Genomic DNA, 16,329 nt, shown 5'->3' with positions numbered 1-16,329 from the left:
GAACAGATGAAATGAGCCTTCTATGTCAGACCCCGCCCTGCTGCCACGAGCCAAGCGCAAGATCTGGAATTACACGCCACAGCTGCCGATTCAGACCGCGCCCTATTGGGATTGGCCGACGAAACCTCTGGCCGCGTTGAAATACCTGCTGCAAAGCTGGAACCCGCTTGCATTGCGGGCGCTGCTGCTGGTCTTTGCGGTCATCACCTGGACCTATCTGACGCCTTCACTGACCAGGATCGAAACCTTCGGCTGGGATTGGGTTGCGGAAATCTGGTTCCGCAATTTCTGTATCCTGATGGTGGTCGCAGGCGGCTTGCACCTGGCCCTTTGGAAGTTCTGCACGCAGCAGGACGAATACCGCTATGACATGCGCCCGATGATGAAGGGCGCCAAGGTGTTCACATTCAAAAATCAGGTCTGGGACAACATGTTCTGGACCTTGGGCCCGGCATTGACGTTCTGGACGTTCTGGGAATGTCTGATCCTGTATTCCTATGCCAATGGCTGGATCACGATGATCACGTTAGACGGCAACCCGATCTGGTTCATCGCCATGACCGTCTTCGTGCCGATCTGGGCCGGGTTCCATTTCTACTGGCTGCACAGGCTGCTGCATGTGGGTGAGCTTTATACAAAAGTCCACGCTTGGCATCACCGCAACATCAATACCGGCCCTTGGTCGGGGCTTTCGATGCATCCGGTCGAAAGTTTCTTTCTGATGTTCGATACGATGATCTTCTTCCTGCTGCCGTCTCATCCGATCCACGCCATTTTCCTGCTGTTCCATCACGGCATCGGCGCTCCGACCTCTCATGCCGGGTTCGAGCACGTGAAGTTCGGCAACAAGGCCAAGTTTCAGGTCGGGGATTTCTTTCACCAGCTGCATCATCGGTTTTTTGACTGCAACTACGGCACTTGGGAAACCCCTTGGGATGAATGGTTCAACACGTTCCACGACGGCACCGATGAAGGCAATGACATGGTCAAGGAACGCCGCCGCAAGATCTGGGCCACCGAATAGCCCGTGAAGGCAGATCCCTGCCGGACCCAAGCGGGTCCGGTGGGCGCGTTTGATCCAACAGGCGGTGTGCGTTCAGCGTCCAACGCCGACATAGGTTTCAAAGCCGGATTTCAGCGCCTGTGACTTTGAATAGATATTGCGCAGATCCACCATTCGGGCAGAGTTCATGGAACCGGCCAGCTGGGTCAGGTTCAACGCGCGGAACTCGTTCCACTCTGTCAGCAACACCACAACGTCAGCCCCTTGAACCGCTGCATAGGGATCGTCGCACCATTCGACTCCGGGCAATAATGCATCGCCTTCCGCTTTGCCCTGCGGATCGACGACGCGCACTTTGGCTCCTCCGCCGATCAAAGCGGGAATAATGGACAGTGATGGCGCGTCGCGCATGTCGTCCGTGTTGGGTTTGAAAGTGACACCCAGAACCGCCACCGTCTTGCCGTTAAGGCGGTCGTCGCAGGCGTCGCGGATTTTTTCGATCATCCGCTTTTTGACCTCGTCATTCACCCGAATGACGGTTTCCGTGATCTGCATCGGATATGCATGATCCTGCCCGATCCGCGCCAGCGCGGCGGTATCCTTCGGAAAACAAGACCCACCATAGCCCGGCCCCGCGTGCAGGAATTTGTTGCCAATTCGTCCGTCCAGACCGATGCCGCGGGAAACTTCCTTGACATCCGCACCGACCTTTTCACACAGGCCCGCGATTTCATTAATGAAAGTGATCTTGGTCGCCAGAAACGCGTTGGCGGCGTATTTGATCATCTCGGCGCTTTCCAGATCGGTGGTCAGGATCGGGAAGTCACGCAGATAAAGCGGTCGGTAAATCTCGGCCATCACTTCGGCGGCGCGATCGTTTTCCACACCCACCACGACGCGATCGGGGCGCATGAAGTCATCGATTGCAGCGCCTTCGCGCAGAAACTCAGGGTTCGAGGCCACGTCGAATTCGGCTGCGGGGTTGGCGGCCGCAACGACCTCCTGAACTTTTCTGTTTGTTCCCACCGGCACGGTCGATTTGGTGACAATGACCGTGTAACCGGTAACCGCTTGGGCGATCTCTTCCGCCGCCGCCATCACATAGGTCAAATCCGCGTGGCCGTCCCCTCGTCGGGTCGGAGTTCCGACCGCGATGAAAACCGCATCGGCGCCATCAACTGCTGTTTTCAGATCGGTTGAAAAACTCAGGCGACCGGCAGCAACGTTTTTTGCCATCAGCACATCCAGGCCCGGTTCATAGATCGGCACTTCTCCGGCCTTGAGCATGTCGATCTTTTGCTCAGCCTTGTCGACGCAAATCACGTCATGACCAAAGTCCGAAAAGCATACACCGGACACTAAGCCAACATAACCGGTGCCGATCATTGCAATACGCATCCAAAAATCCTTCTTACCAATTACCACGGACGGCGTGGGCACAATCAAAGAAACTGACGCCGGTTTCAATGGCCGTCAGCAGTTGCGTGGTGCATCCCATAGATTCTTGCGGATATTGAGGCAATAAGAACGCAGACGGTGCAAAGCCCTTCGAAACCGCGACCATGTCCGTTTTGTTCAGCGGAGCCGGGGATCAGGAAGACCGGTTGGTGTTGAAATTCGGTTGAACAGAGGGTGTTGTTGATGGCTGGAATAGCTCCTGCCTTAAGTATTGATGAGGCGCGGGGGTGATCGCGCGTTCTCGCCACCAACAAGACGGCGTAAGGGATAAAAGGGGCCGCGTGACATGGCCCGGCAAATGACAGGTCGATCAGCTGTCCATTTCAGCGGCGGCTTGCAACAGCCAATTCTGAAACAGCCGGACCGGTGGCGAAACGGGTTTTTCCTTGAGACGCATGAAATAGGTCCAGGGGCTGTTCAGATCAAACCGGAAAGGCTCGATCAGCAGCCCCCGCTCGACATAGGACCGGGCCAGCGACCGGGGCAGGGCGACGCATCCCAGTGACTTGGCGGCCATTTCCATCGCCAGATTCGAGACATTTGTCCGCAACCCGCCCTTCTGGCTCAGATCGGACAATCCGAACTGCCGCGCCGCGTGCTCCCAATAGGAGGGGCGGCCCAGGATATGGATCAGCGGTGCATTCTGCAATTGCTTGGGGTCGGTCAGCGGCTCGCCATCGACCAGAAAGTCGGGCGCACAGACCAAGGCCAGTTTTTCGACCCACAAACGATGGGCGTCGGGCAACACATCGTCGACATGATTGATCGTCAGCGAGATGTCCGAAACATTTGGTTCGACATCAGCCCAGACAGTGCCGTGAACCGTCAGATCAATATCGGGATGCACCGCGTTGAAACCACGGATCACATCCGGCAACCAGTTCTCGGCCAGACTGACCGGGCAAGATACCACCACTTTGCGGGTATGCGACCGCACGATGACCGATTGCGTGGCAGCGTTGATTTCCTGGAGGGCATGGCGCACTGACGGCAGATAGGCCTCACCCACATCCGTCAGCGACAGCGACCGGGGATGGCGCACGAATAGGGGGCGCTGCAAAAACTCTTCCAACGAGCGGACATGATTGCTGACGGCAGATTGGGTGCAGTTCAACTCTTCGGCTGCAGCGGTAAAGCTCAGGTGCCGTGCCGCCGCTTCGAACGAACGCAGAAAGGTCAGGTGTGGAAGATTCATCATGACGGATGTTTCTCAGGCAAGGCACGTTGCAAAGAACTAATAAGCCCAGGGCTTGCTGTCTTGCCCATGAGCGACTCACACGTATGGTTCTGCCTCGAAACGCGATCTGGTCCTAGTCACAAATAATCCGGGGCCATTGCCCCATGATTGTTTTCGTGCCGCTATGCGCAAATTCACATAGGCTTTTTCTTGTATCCGGAACCCGAAAGAAAAACCTCGACTGGACACCGTGACAGATACCTTTCAGACCGTTGCAGATTTTGCGCTGAATCGTGCCGCGCAGGATTTTCCCGACACCGCGCGCAAGGCAGCGGCGTTGATGCTGCTGGATACGCTGGGGATCACCATAGGATCGGGGCCGATGCAGGCCGGACAGATTGCGCGCGAGAGTGCGGTAGCGCTGTTTGGCGCGGGCGATCCGGGGCTGAGCGCGCGCATGCTTTTCGACGGTCGTCGCGTCAGCGTCGCGGGTGCGGCCTATGCAGCGGCCACACAGACCGACAATTTGGACGGACATGATGGATACAATCCGACCAAAGGCCACATCGGGGTTGTCGTCGTTCCCGCACTGGCGGCACTGGCTGAAACCGTTCAAGATTTTTCAGGCCTCGAAGCGCTGGCGGCGGTGATTGTTGGATACGAGGTCGCGGGACGCGCGGGCATTTCTTTGCATGACACCGTCAGCGATTATCACACATCCGGAGCTTGGAACGCGATTGGCGTGGTGGCCGTGGCGGCGCGTTTGCGCGGTTTGAAGGCCGAACAGATGCGGCAGGCCATGGGGATCGCCGAATACCATGGCCCGCGCAGCCAGATGATGCGCGAGATCGCCAATCCCACCATGCTGCATGACGGTTCGGGCTGGGGCGCTTTGGTTGGCATTTCTTCAGCGGTATTGGCCGAGAAAGGCTTTACCGGGGCACCGGCCATCACCATCGAAGCGGCAGACGTTGCCCCCCATTGGCAAGATCTGGGCGATTTCTGGCAAATGGAGCATCAATATGTCAAACCCTACCCGATCTGCCGTTGGGCCCACGCCGCAATTGATGCCACCCGTGCACTCATGCGTGAAAACGGCCTGACTCACCGGGATGTTGCCGCGATTCATGTAAACACGTTTCGGGAAAGCGCCTGCCTTTTCAGGGGCATGCCGGATGATACGTCCAAGGCGCAGTATTCGCTGCCATTTGCCGTCGCGACAATGGTTGCGCATGGCCGGATCGGGGTCGAGAACATCACCGGCGCGGGCCTGGCCGACCCGCTGGTCGCCTCGATCGTCGAGCGTATCTCGGTTGCAGAGGCCGCACGCCATTCTGACCGTTTCCCCGAAAGCCGGTTCGCCGATGTCAGCATCACCCTGACCGACGGGCGGATACTCGAGTCGGGCGACGTACATGCACGCGGCGGACCCGAGGCACCAATGGATGAGACAGAAGTGATCGACAAATTCATGGAATTTGCGACACCATCACTGGGTGCATCCCGTGCTGCCGCAATTCGTGACGCGGTTCTGGGGCTGGGCGCGCCAGGTTCGAAATTCTCAGACCTTGGCGCGTTGATCTACGCCCCCGCCGACCAGACGTAAAATCTGCCGAAGCTGCCGTATATACGCATTCCGACCGGCACATCCGCACCCTTGATCCTGATGACGGCGCGGCAACGGTCTTGCCGCCTGCTGCACAGGTTGAATTGGAGCTGGGAACAAGTCTGGGTGATCCAAGACCGGTTCGAGGTGAGTTTGATCCGTTAAACTATCGCCTTGCGCCCTGATCCGGTCAGAGCAGGTCGAACAATCGCCCCGGCAGCGCGTCGTGACGCGGTAGGTTCAGAGCCCGCATAAGGCAGAACATCATCGCCTGATTCGAGGTGATGACCGGCTTGCCCAGCGTTGCTTCAATCCGGTCGATCGCCTCGACCGAACGCATGTCGGTGCAGCTGAGAATTATGGCCTGTGCCTGCGGGTGATCGGCCTGACAGGCCAGTTCATAGACGTCGTCCGGGGTCAGCTCTCCCTGACCGTAATTGCCCAGCTTTCGGCCGACATCGGTGCATCGAACGGTCTCGATTCCGTTCTGGGCCATGAAATCCATCGCCTGAACGTTTATTTCGCCCAGATAGGGCGAGGAAAAGCCGACCTTTGTGGCCCCCAGTGCCTTGATTGCGGCGATTAATGATCCGGCCGCGGTCAGCGACAGCGCACCGGATTCCGATTTTATCTGTTGCGCCAGCTCAGCGTCGAAAGACGGCCCATGGGTCAGGGTGGCCGAGGTGCAGCCGTACAGCACCACATCGGGCCGCACCCCCGAGATCATCCGCAGATCGTGGCTGATATCCGAAGCACCCAAACCTGCCATTTGATCCGAGCCGGGAATTTCATCCACGTCATAGCCGCCCATGCGCTGGAAATGGATGGTGGTGTTTGGCGGTCGCAGCATCTCCATATCCGGTTCCAGATTGGTGTTGGTGAAGGGCACCAGAACACCGATCTTGGCGGCTGTGCGGGTCTCGGTCATGTCAGCGCTCCTTTCAAGATGTCGCGGGCCTTGTCCATCACCTGGGGCGCACAGATCGTGGCGCGCAAACAGTCCGACAAACCATAGCCGCCCATGCCGCGCATCATCAGGCCCTCCGCCCGCAGGGCCGTGTCAGCGCGCTGCGCCTGCGCGGTCGAGGCAAAGCGGATCAGCACGAAATTGGTGTGGCTTTCCGGTACGCTCAGGCCCAGTTCGCGGCATTCCTGCGCAAACCGGTCCCGAATCTCGGCTGTCCGTGCGACCACGTTGCGCATATGGGCCTGATCGCGCATCGCCGCCGCGGCTGCTGCCTGCGAGGCAATCGAGATATTGTTGGGATTCAAAAGCTTGCGGACCTCGCCCGAGATTTCGCTTGGGAAATAGCCCCAGCCGGCTCGCGCCCCCGCCAGCCCGTAGGCCTTGGAACATGTACGCGTGATCACGGTCTCGCCCCGATCCACCAGCGCAAGAATCTGCGCAGGATCGTTCGTGGCATCGGCAAATTCCGCATAGGCTTGATCCACCACCAGCAGTGTATCGCCAGGCAGATCCGATCGCAGACGGACAATTTCGTCATTCGGGATCAGCGTGCCGGTGGGGTTGCCCGGATTGCAGACGAACACGATGCGGGTGGCAGGTGTGACAGCGGCCAGAAGCGCGTCCACCGATACGGTCAAATCGACCTCGGGCGCTGCCACATATTCGGCCTGTGCCTGAGCTGTCGCCGAGGCGACAAAGGCATAGCCATATTGTGTGCCCAGCACCTGATCGCCCGGCCCGGCAAAGGCGCGGATCAGACAGCCAATCAGTTCCATCGAGCCCGCCCCACATAAAATGCGCGCGGGGACGAGCCCGTGCACCTCGGCAATGGCCGAGCGCATTTCGGCCCATTCCGGATCGGGATAAAGGGCCAGATTCGCCAGCGCTGCCTGCCCGGCCGCAACGGCGGCGGGGCTTGCGGGAAAGGCGCTTTCGTTCTGCGCCAGTGAAACCGTGTCTGCGCCGTTCGGATCAGCCAGCGCATAAGCGGCCATGGCGCCAATGTAAGGAACCGGTCGGATCATGCGTCACCCGCGTAAATCCTGGCGCCTTGCGCAGTTACCAACCCGCGTTTGATGTCCAGCGCCAGCGCATCCGGGTCGCGTTCGGCAGGGTCGCCAAATCCACCGCCGCCCGGTGTATCGAAGATCAGATAATCACCGTGTTCCACCCGCAACTCTCCTTTGCCCGGAATATCGTTTGCGCCGTCCCTGAAACGGATGCGACCGGGCGCGCCGGGTCTGCCGCCCATACGGCCAAGCGCCGGGTATTTCAGCCGTTCGACCGAAAGGAAAACGATAAAGGGAGCACCGTTGGACGAGGTCATCTCGATCCGCTGCCCCAGCCCGCCGCGATACTTGCCCGCGCCGCCGGAATCTGGGCGCAGTTCGCGCCGCCAGATCGTCACGGGTGCGACGCTTTCGGTGATCTCGACCTGACTGCCGAACACCCCGGACGGATAGGCCGTGGCCGACAGTCCATCGGCATGAGGTCGCGCGCCGGTTCCGCCATTGTGTACGGGTTCCACCGCGAATTCGCGACCGCCATCACGAGCCACTTCGGGCGCGTGACGCATGGGCAGGTCGAACATGCAACTTGCACCTTCGGCCGGGACCGCATCGGGCAGGGCCTGATGCAGGCAGCCCAGAACCAGATCGGGCGTGACCTGACCCAAGGTATGCCGCATCGCAACCGGCACCGGGCGCTGCGCGTTCAGGATGCAGCCCTTTGGCCCGTCAATGGTAAACGGCTCCAGCGATCCCGCATTGTTGGGAATGTCCGCGCCGACAATGCAGCGCAAGGCAAACACCGTATAGGCGGTGGCATAGTTCAGCGGCACGTTGATGCCCTTGCGCGAACAGCCCGAAGTGCCCGAGAAATCCACATGCATGCCGTCCTTCCTTACGGTCAGGGTGGCGTGCAGTTCCAGCTCATTCTCATAGCCGTCCATCTTCAGAACATTCTTGTAGACACCTTCGGGCACGTCGGCGATGGCCTCCAGCGTGCCGCGGCGCGACGTGTCGATGATGTACGAGCCGAGCGTCCCTAGATCGTCGAGACCAAATTCCTCCATCATCGACAGAAGCCTTGCAACCCCGGCTTCGCAGCAGGCGATCAGTGCATAGATGTCGCCATCGTTGGCGACGGGTTCGCGGCTGTTGGCGCGGATGATGTCCAGCAGCAAATCGTTGGGGGTGCCCTGCTCAACCAGCTTGCAGGGCGGGATCAGCAGGCCCTCGTCATAGATGTCGGAACCTTCGGGGCCCATGCCTAACCCACCCAGATCAACGAGATGCGACGTGCAGGAGGTAAAGCCCACCACCTTGCCATCCTTGAATGCGGGCATCATCAGCAGAAAATCGTTCAGGTGCCCCGAGGCAAGCCATGGGTCGTTCGTCATGTAGATGTCGCCCGGCTTCATGGACTGAACCGGGAAAGCCCGGCGCAGGTGCTGCACCGCCTCGGCCATGGTGTTGATGTGCCCCGGCGTGCCGGTCACGGCTTGCGCCAGCATCCGGCCATCGGCGTCAAATATCCCGGCAGAGATGTCGCCGCATTCGCGTACGATCGGGCTGAAGGCGGCGCGGATCAGGGTTTGACCCTGTTCTTCGACCACGGCCAGCAGACGATTCCACATCACCTGCAATCGGGCGGGCGAAAGATCGTGTGAAAGATCGGACGACATCATGCGCCTCCTTTCTGGTCCCGAACGAGGACGAGGTTTCCAATGGCATCCACATGGGCCGAGAAGTCGGCGGACACGAGCGTGGTTGTCTGCGGCTCGGTGATCAATGCGGGGCCGTGAAGGTGGTCGCCGGGCTTCAGATCCGCTCGGGCTACGAAGGCCGCTGGTTTCGACACTCCGTCCACGTCACAGGTGATCGGACAGGTTTCCGGCGCCGAGATTGTCTTCAACCGGGGCGTTTCAGGAACCGCCGGCACGACACTGTCACAGGTCGCGACACGTACCGCCCAATTGAGAATCTCGATCTGCATCCCCGGCACCGGGCGCGAGAATTGCTTGCGGTATTCCTGTTCGAATGCAGAGGTCAGCGTCACGATATCTTCGGCGGTCAGGGGGCGGTCGGGAAGGGTGATCTCGATCTCGTGCCCTTGTCCGTTGTAGCGCATAAAGGCAGTGCGCAGCGTCTGGGTCGGGACATCGCCGGCCCCTTGGAAGACGACCTCTCTAGCCTCGGAAATCATGGCTTCGAACAGCGTGTTGATCCCGTTCAGGTCCATGCTGCCCAGCAACGAATAGCGCGAGCGGACGATCTCGAAAGACACCGGAGCGAACAGGAAGCCGACGGCCGATCCGACACCGGGATCGGGCGGGATCACGATGCGGCAGACCCCGGCGGATCGCGCGACCCGGCTGGCGTGCAATGGCCCGTTGCCCCCAAACGCTATCATTGTTCGTGGGCCAAGGTCCTTGCCGGATTCCACCGCATGCATCCGACCCGCGCTGGCCATGCTTTCGTCGACGATACGGCTGACGCCATCGGCGGCGCCTACGGCATCCAGATCCAGTTTTGACCCGATCACCCGGCTCAGCGCCCGTTTCGAAGCTTCGGGATCAAGCTGAATATGCCCCTCGGCAAACGTGTCGGGTACGATATATCCCAGTGCAATATCACTGTCAGTCACCGTGGGTTCGGTTCCGCCGCGCATGAAGGCGACGGGGCCGGGCTCGGATCCGGCTGATTTTGGCCCTACGGTCAACCGTCCTAGCCGGTCAACCCCGGCAATCGAACCGCCTCCGGCGCCGATCTCGATCATTTCGATGACCGGTATTCGTACCGGCATTCCGGACCCTTTGATAAACCGAGCGGCGCGGGCAATTTCGAACTGGCGCGAGGTCTGGGGACGGGCGTTGTCGATCAGGCATAGTTTGGCGGTGGTACCGCCGACGTCAAAGGACAGAACCTGATCCAGACCGGCGTGGGCGGCGACGCGGGCAGCCAGAATGGCACCACCGGCAGGGCCGGATTCCACCAGCCGGATTGGAAACCGCGCGGCGGTTCGCATGGTGCACATTCCACCACCCGCTGTCATCATCAGGATCGGACAGGTGACGCCCTGGGCCTCGAATTGTCGGACAAACCGGGCCAGATACGTTGCCATCAGAGGCTGGATATAGGCGTTGGCGACTGTCGTGCACAGCCGGTCGAATTCGCGCGCTTCGGGGCTGACGTCCGACGAAATCGAGACGGTCAGATCGGGTCGCCTGTCCGCCAGCGTATCGCGCAGCCTGCGCTCGTGCTCGGGGTTTGCATATGCGTGCATCAGGCAGATGGCGATGGCTTCTGCTCCGCTGGCGTCGATGTCCTTCAACAACGCGTCGACGGCTGTGTCTTCCAGCGAAATCAACACCTTGCCTTCCGCGGAAACGCGCTCGCGGACCGTCAGCGCGCGCTCACGCGGCACCAGCAGATCAGGTTTTTCCAGATTGATGTCGTATTGCGAATAGCGCCGCTCGTAGGCGATTTCCAGAATGTCCCTGAACCCTTCGGTGGTCACGGTTGCCACGACCGCGCCGCGTTTTTCGATCAGCGCGTTGGTGGCCAGCGTGGTGCCGTGAATGAAACCGGTGACTTCGCTCAGACGGTGCCCTGTCTGTTGCATCACGCGCGTCGCGCCTTGCATGGCTCCGTCGGCGGGGTTGTGATGCGTGGTCAGGGTTTTGGTCGAGGCAAGTATCGTCTCTTCGCCAGAGACAAGAACCGTATCCGTGAACGTGCCGCCAATATCGATGGCCAGGCGCAGCGCTTGAGTTGTCATGAGGTTATCCGAAAAATCCGTAATCACAGCGTGATGCATATGGGCCAGACGCCCTGAGATCAGGCTGGGATCACAAGGTCACAGCCGGTGGCACGGCGGTCCATGGGATTTGGAAAACAACTCTTCATACGTAGGTATTCTTGTTCACACCAGCATAGCGCAACAAGCCGGAAAGCGACAAAAATGCCTGCAAACGACAAAATTCGTCACGCCTGGCCGATTGCGGGGCTTGCAGTTGAGGGTCTTGACCGCTCGCACATCACCTGTGGTCGTCTATTTTGTGTGACCCAGCCGATGCAGATGTGTGGTTCGCAAGGGTGATCCTCTGCAAGACCCATTCGAACCACATGCCGTCACTCTGAGATAGGCGGGAGAAAGATCTGCAAGCAACCGCAGGGCAAACTCTGCCTCTTGAACGGCCACGATTGAACGGGAAGGGATGGTTTCTGGGGCAGCCATTCGACTGCCCCGTTGCCGATCAGGCCTGCTGAGCGGGTGAATCGTCATCGATGAGGTCGGGCTCGTCCGGCACGATGATGCGATGCTCAAGATCCTCTTTGGGGGCGAACACCGGGTAGACGTACAGAAACGCACCGATGATCAGATAGCCGATGGTTATCCCGTCGAACTGAGGCATCTGTAGCGTGTAGGAATGGATGATGCCGATCGAAGACATCAGCCCACCTGCGACAGCAAACGCGCCGGCCATCCGGAAGCGCCCGTCAATCACATCGGCCACGATGGCACCCCAGACCAGACCGGTGATGATCGCCCCCTGGCTCAGGGCAAGGTGCCCCTCGTAATGAGCCCCTTCCATCAGAAGGGCCGAGGTCAGATCAGGATCTCCCAAGGATGGCAGCCCTTCGACACCGCTGCTGCGCAGCGCGTTCATCAACGATCCCCATTTGACCATCAGGAAGGCCGAGATATGGGGCAGGATCGCGAAGGATACCGCAGCCATGTGCATCGGTTTCACAGCCCAGGCCGTGTTGGTGATCAGGCTGACTGATACAAAGACCAGTACCGGTGCGGCTGCGGCGATCGGGATCAGCCCCGCGAGGAAGGACAGGAACCCCAGAAAGGCGGCGGCGGCAATTACAACGGCCACACCGACAATATACCCCGCATGGGCATCCAGCCGTTTATAGGCCGGATGGCCGATGTAGACGGTTGTCGGGAATGGCGAACCAAACAGAGCACCCAGCATCGTGCCTGCGCCGTCCGTCACCTGGCAGAGCCCGACAGGGTAATGGTCGCCTGCCGCTTCGGCGGATTCCACGTTGTTCATCGTTTCGATGAAATTGTAGATCTGCACGGGGATCAGCACCAGGAACAGCTCAGGGTTGGCGAACAGGTATTGCACACCGGCGATCAGGTCACCGAAATACGGGATCGGCGGGTAGAACCCGATGCCGCTGACATCAATTTTGGACTCGCCAAGCAGAAGGGCGATCACGGTACCGGCAGCAATCGCGACAAGGCCGGCCGGAACATTGGCCGGCAGGCGGAAACGGCCGATCAAACCCCAGAGGATGAACAGCAGCGACGTAAAGCCGATGATGGGGTTCTCGAACACTTCGGCCAGCGGCACAGAGCCGATGAAGACCAGGGCAATGCCGCACAGCGTCCCCAGCATCCCCGCACGTGGCGTGATCCGCTTGAGATACGGTCCAACCACGGCGCCCAGAGCCGCGACGATGCCGCCCATGAACCCGGCGCCGATGCCTACTTGCCAGGCTAGCATTGGATCATTTGTCGCCCAATAGATGGGTCCGATCACCCCGAACAGGTAGACGAACATAACCGGCGTCGAGATGCCGTAGGGCAACGCGGTTACGTCTTTGCCCTGCGCGTTTGCCGCCCATTTGGCGAGGTAAGTGTAGACAGCGACACCGGCCAAAATCGCGATGGCAGCGCCGGGAACGATGCGGCCAAAGACAATGTCCGCAGGCATTTGAAACACGAATTGGCAGACCCCGGACAGGATCAGCAGGTTGACAAGGTTGTCGGTAAACAGCGCCCAGAAAGCGCTGAAATCGCTGCGGGTAAACAGCTTGTATTCATAGGTCCTCCCGTCCATGACGGTCTCCTCCTCTGATGTGACCGGTTTGGCCCGACAGGTGTCAGGCCGATCTCCCTTTCCGGTCGTGATGGTGGCCCCGAAGGGGTGCCTGGTTTGCCCCGGTCAGGGCGGTCGCGGCAGTTTCAGAGGTCAATTCAGCCATCACCTCGGCCGCCACGAAGGCGGCGATGACGCTGGGCCGCTTGTCGCGGCTACCGCGAGCCCCGATGGGGCATTTCAAATGTTCGATGGACTGTCCGTCACAGTGTTTCTGCGCCCAGTTCCTGAGCTTTATCCGCTTTGTGGCGGACCCGATCATCCCTACATAAGCGGCATCCTTTCGTTCCAGCGCGGCGGTCGTCAGCAGGAAATCCAGCCCGTGATCATGGGTCAGAACGACAAAGGCGCTGCCTGCGGGCGCGCGCCAGATTTCGGCTTCGGGAATCGCGCTGACCCGGGTTTCGACATTGGCTGTGCAAAGCTCGACCTCTTCGGGTCGGGTGTCGACGAGGATGCAGCGCACCGGCAGATGCTGAAACTGATTGGCCAAAGCGCGTCCCACGTGGCCCGCGCCCATGACATAGACGTGTGGCAAAGCCTCGTCGCGCTGGGTCGCGCGCTCTGTGGCGGCCCATTTGTCGGACGCACGCATGCGGGTCAGTTTCATCTCGACCCGCCCACCGCAGCACTGGCCGATTTCGGGGCCAAGCGGCACATCCAGATCCTGATGCAACACCCCGTCGCGCAGCATGTCGCGGGCGGCGTTGATGGCCATGAACTCCAATTGGCCACCACCGATGGTTCCCCACAGTGCCCTGGGTGCCACGAACATCTCGGTCCCTTCGTTGCGCGGCGACGACCCGCGCACGCGTGTCAGCGCAATGCAGATCACACTGTGCTGCGTGGACAGGAATTCGCTAAGGGAACCGGGGGCAGTCATGGCTCAGGGCCCCGCTTGCAGCCGCGCAACTGCCATTAGCACACGTTCGGGGGTGGCTGGCGCGTCAAGGCGCGGACATTCGCGGTAGTCAGCTACAGAGGCTACGGCCATCGACAAGGCCTCAAACACCGAAATGCCCAGCATGAACGGCGGCTCGCCAACGGCCTTGGACCGTTTGATGGTCAACTCGCGATTTTCCGACCAATCGGCAAGTTTCACATTGAAGATACGCGGGCGGTCTGACGCGAGCGGAATCTTGTATGTCGACGGAGCATGGGTACGCAGACGGCCGGCATCATCCCACCAAAGCTCTTCGGTGGTTAGCCATCCCATGCCCTGAATAAACGCGCCTTCGATCTGCCCCTTGTCGAGCACAGGGTTCAGCGAGCGTCCGACGTCGTGCAACAAATCTGTTCGGTCCACGCGGTATTCGCCTGTAAGGGTATCAATCGTCACTTCTGAACACGACGCGCCGTAGGAGTAGTAGTAGAACGGACGGCCTTGTCCCTTGGCCCGATCCCAGTGGATTTTCGGTGTTTTGTAGAACCCGGCCGCCGAGAGCTGCACGCGCGCCAGATAGGCCTGTTTGATGAACACATCGAAGGGCAGAACCTCGTCGCCGATATGCACCTGATTGGCGTGGAAGGCCACTTCTTCGGGGGCGACATTCCAGGTTTCGGCGGCGAATTTCACCAGACGTGCTTTGATCTGCTCGACCGCGTTCAACGCTGCCATGCCATTCAGGTCGGTCCCGCTGGACGCCGCAGTGGCCGAGGTGTTGGGAACTTTTTCAGTTGTCGTCTTGGTGATCTTGATCCGGTTGAAATCGACTTGGAAGGCCTCGGCCACGACCTGAGCAACCTTGGTGTTCAGACCCTGGCCCATTTCGGTGCCACCGTGGTTCAGGTGGATCGACCCGTCGTTATAGACATGCACCAGCGCACCGGCCTGATTGTACCAGGTCGCGGTAAAGGAAATGCCGAACTTGACCGGTGTCAGCGCGATGCCTTTTTTCAGAACCGGCGATGTCCTGTTGAACGCGATGATGTCCTGACGGCGCTGGCGGTATTCCGAGGTCTCTTCCAACTCTCCGACCAGCCGGTCGAGAATGCAGTCTTCGACTTCTTGGTGATACGGAGTCACGTTGCGGTCCGTGGTGCCATAGAAATTGGCCTTGCGCACATCCAACGGATCCTGCCTCTTGGCATAGGCGATTTCTTCGATCATCCGTTCCGCCGCGATCACACCCTGCGGGCCGCCAAATCCTCGAAACGCGGTATTCGACACCGTGTTGGTTTTCATTGGATGACTGTTCAGACGGACGTTCGGATAGAAATAGGCGTTGTCCGCGTGAAACAGCGCCCGGTCGGTGACAGGTCCCGACAGGTCTGCCGAGAATCCGCAACGCGCGGCAAAGCTGCCTTCGACTGCTTGAATGCGGCCATCATCGTCAAAGGCGACGTCGTAATCGATCACAAAATCATGGCGCTTACCGGTTGCCGTCATGTCCTGATCCCGGTCAGGGCGGATTTTCACGGCGCGGTTCCACTTTTTGGCGGCCATGGCGGCAACCGCGCAGAACAGGTTCATCTGGCTTTCCTTGCCGCCAAATCCGCCGCCCATGCGGCGAACGTTAACCACAACGGCGTTGGACCGTACCCCAAGGACATGCGCCACCATATGCTGCGCTTCGGACGGGTGCTGGGTGGAGCAATGTACGACCACATCATCGTCTTCACCCGGAATGGCAAAGGCGATGTGACCTTCGAGGTACATGTGGTCCTGACCGCCAACATTCATGCGGCCTTTGATCCGGTTTGGTGCCGCAGTCTGCGCCGGGGCGACGTCGCCGCGTTCCAGCTTGAGGGGGGCTGTGACATGCGGATATCCGGCTTCCTGCGCGGCAATCGGGTCCAGCGCGTGAGGCAGGGTTTCGTAGTTGATCTTTGCCAGTTCTGCGGCCCGGCGCGCGATTTCGCGGGTTTCGGCAACAACGGCAAACAAAGGCTGCCCATGAAACTGAATGGCATCGGTCGGGAAAACCGGTTCATCGTTCAGATGTGTCGGGCTGATATCATTGGCCCCCGGCACATCGTCTGCGGTCAGCACACCGACAACGCCGGGCGTGGCCAGAACGTCGGTGAAATCGATGTCCAAAAGCTTGGCATGCGCGACGTCAGAGACCCCGAGATACGCGTGCAGCGTGCCTTCGGGCTGAGCAATATCGTCGGTGTAGTCGGCCCGCCCGGTGACATGCTTGATAGCACTGTCATGTTTGACGTTGGTGTGGGCTGATCCGATGATGGAAACGTTATCTTTCATTTTCTCGTCTCC

At 59.8% G+C, this 16,329-nt stretch carries 11 protein-coding genes; 2 read left to right on the top strand and 9 right to left on the bottom strand.

The window, feature by feature from the left end:
- Nucleotides 1-22 precede the first annotated feature (22 nt).
- On the top strand, nucleotides 23-1,024 hold the full coding sequence (locus tag GS611_RS13565) for a sterol desaturase family protein (RefSeq protein WP_171636468.1): 1,002 nt from the start codon (nucleotides 23-25) through the stop codon (nucleotides 1,022-1,024).
- A gap of 72 nt (nucleotides 1,025-1,096) precedes the next feature.
- On the opposite strand, the gene GS611_RS13560 is transcribed toward GS611_RS13565, so the two are convergent.
- Entirely contained in the window at nucleotides 1,097-2,401 is a 1,305-nt protein-coding gene (locus GS611_RS13560) for a UDP-glucose/GDP-mannose dehydrogenase family protein (protein ID WP_171636466.1), read from the bottom strand.
- A 370-nt stretch (nucleotides 2,402-2,771) separates the two neighbouring features.
- Nucleotides 2,772-3,659, bottom strand: coding sequence for a LysR substrate-binding domain-containing protein (locus tag GS611_RS13555; RefSeq protein ID WP_171636465.1), 888 nt, complete (start codon nucleotides 3,657-3,659; stop codon nucleotides 2,772-2,774).
- A 229-nt stretch (nucleotides 3,660-3,888) separates the two neighbouring features.
- Here GS611_RS13555 and GS611_RS13550 point away from each other — a divergent pair, with 229 nt between their 5' ends.
- The gene (locus GS611_RS13550; RefSeq protein WP_171636463.1) at nucleotides 3,889-5,244 is read left to right on the top strand and encodes an MmgE/PrpD family protein; all 1,356 of its coding nucleotides are present in this window, start codon (nucleotides 3,889-3,891) and stop codon (nucleotides 5,242-5,244) included.
- A gap of 190 nt (nucleotides 5,245-5,434) precedes the next feature.
- On the opposite strand, the gene GS611_RS13545 is transcribed toward GS611_RS13550, so the two are convergent.
- The 7 genes from GS611_RS13545 to xdhB all read right to left on the bottom strand — a co-directional run bounded on the left by GS611_RS13545 (nucleotide 5,435) and on the right by xdhB (nucleotide 16,317).
- Complete coding sequence (locus tag GS611_RS13545) at nucleotides 5,435-6,172, bottom strand: Asp/Glu racemase (RefSeq protein ID WP_171636461.1); 738 nt, start codon at nucleotides 6,170-6,172, stop codon at nucleotides 5,435-5,437.
- The gene (locus tag GS611_RS13540; RefSeq protein ID WP_171636459.1) at nucleotides 6,169-7,236 is read right to left on the bottom strand and encodes a histidinol-phosphate transaminase; all 1,068 of its coding nucleotides are present in this window, start codon (nucleotides 7,234-7,236) and stop codon (nucleotides 6,169-6,171) included. The genes GS611_RS13545 and GS611_RS13540 overlap by 4 nt, the downstream gene beginning before the upstream one ends.
- On the bottom strand, nucleotides 7,233-8,897 hold the full coding sequence (locus GS611_RS13535) for a hydantoinase B/oxoprolinase family protein (RefSeq protein WP_171636457.1): 1,665 nt from the start codon (nucleotides 8,895-8,897) through the stop codon (nucleotides 7,233-7,235). Before GS611_RS13535 ends, GS611_RS13540 begins: the two co-directional genes overlap by 4 nt.
- On the bottom strand, nucleotides 8,897-10,993 hold the full coding sequence (locus GS611_RS13530) for a hydantoinase/oxoprolinase family protein (protein WP_171636456.1): 2,097 nt from the start codon (nucleotides 10,991-10,993) through the stop codon (nucleotides 8,897-8,899). Before GS611_RS13530 ends, GS611_RS13535 begins: the two co-directional genes overlap by 1 nt.
- Nucleotides 10,994-11,471: 478 nt before the next feature.
- Nucleotides 11,472-13,073 carry a xanthine/uracil/vitamin C permease gene (locus tag GS611_RS13525; RefSeq protein WP_171636454.1) on the bottom strand — a complete coding sequence of 534 codons (1,602 nt, stop codon included), beginning with the start codon at nucleotides 13,071-13,073 and terminating at the stop codon, nucleotides 11,472-11,474.
- A gap of 43 nt (nucleotides 13,074-13,116) precedes the next feature.
- Complete coding sequence (xdhC, locus tag GS611_RS13520; RefSeq protein ID WP_171636452.1) at nucleotides 13,117-13,995, bottom strand: xanthine dehydrogenase accessory protein XdhC; 879 nt, start codon at nucleotides 13,993-13,995, stop codon at nucleotides 13,117-13,119.
- Nucleotides 13,996-13,998: 3 nt separating this feature from the next.
- Nucleotides 13,999-16,317 carry a xanthine dehydrogenase molybdopterin binding subunit gene (xdhB, locus tag GS611_RS13515; RefSeq protein ID WP_171636450.1) on the bottom strand — a complete coding sequence of 773 codons (2,319 nt, stop codon included), beginning with the start codon at nucleotides 16,315-16,317 and terminating at the stop codon, nucleotides 13,999-14,001.
- Nucleotides 16,318-16,329 lie beyond the last annotated feature (12 nt).

Origin of the sequence: Ruegeria sp. HKCCD6119 (genome assembly GCF_013110585.1) — a bacterium.
Classification (GTDB): Bacteria; Pseudomonadota; Alphaproteobacteria; order Rhodobacterales; family Rhodobacteraceae; genus Ruegeria.
Note: the sequence above shows the minus strand (reverse complement) of the source record. Positions and strands in the feature narration are given on the sequence as shown.

Bases quoted from the DNA above. Each gene is read 5' to 3' on its own strand.
- GS611_RS13540 (WP_171636459.1), bottom strand. From the start codon at position 7,236: ATGATCCGACCGGTTCCTTACATTGGCGCCATGGCCGCTTATGCGCTG.
- xdhC (WP_171636452.1), bottom strand. From the start codon at position 13,995: ATGACTGCCCCCGGTTCCCTTAGCGAATTCCTGTCCACGCAGCACAGT.
- GS611_RS13525 (WP_171636454.1), bottom strand. From the start codon at position 13,073: ATGGACGGGAGGACCTATGAATACAAGCTGTTTACCCGCAGCGATTTC.
- GS611_RS13565 (WP_171636468.1), top strand. From the start codon at position 23: ATGTCAGACCCCGCCCTGCTGCCACGAGCCAAGCGCAAGATCTGGAAT.
- xdhB (WP_171636450.1), bottom strand. From the start codon at position 16,317: ATGAAAGATAACGTTTCCATCATCGGATCAGCCCACACCAACGTCAAA.
- GS611_RS13535 (WP_171636457.1), bottom strand. From the start codon at position 8,897: ATGTCGTCCGATCTTTCACACGATCTTTCGCCCGCCCGATTGCAGGTG.
- GS611_RS13545 (WP_171636461.1), bottom strand. From the start codon at position 6,172: ATGACCGAGACCCGCACAGCCGCCAAGATCGGTGTTCTGGTGCCCTTC.
- GS611_RS13555 (WP_171636465.1), bottom strand. From the start codon at position 3,659: ATGATGAATCTTCCACACCTGACCTTTCTGCGTTCGTTCGAAGCGGCG.
- GS611_RS13530 (WP_171636456.1), bottom strand. From the start codon at position 10,993: ATGACAACTCAAGCGCTGCGCCTGGCCATCGATATTGGCGGCACGTTC.
- GS611_RS13560 (WP_171636466.1), bottom strand. From the start codon at position 2,401: ATGCGTATTGCAATGATCGGCACCGGTTATGTTGGCTTAGTGTCCGGT.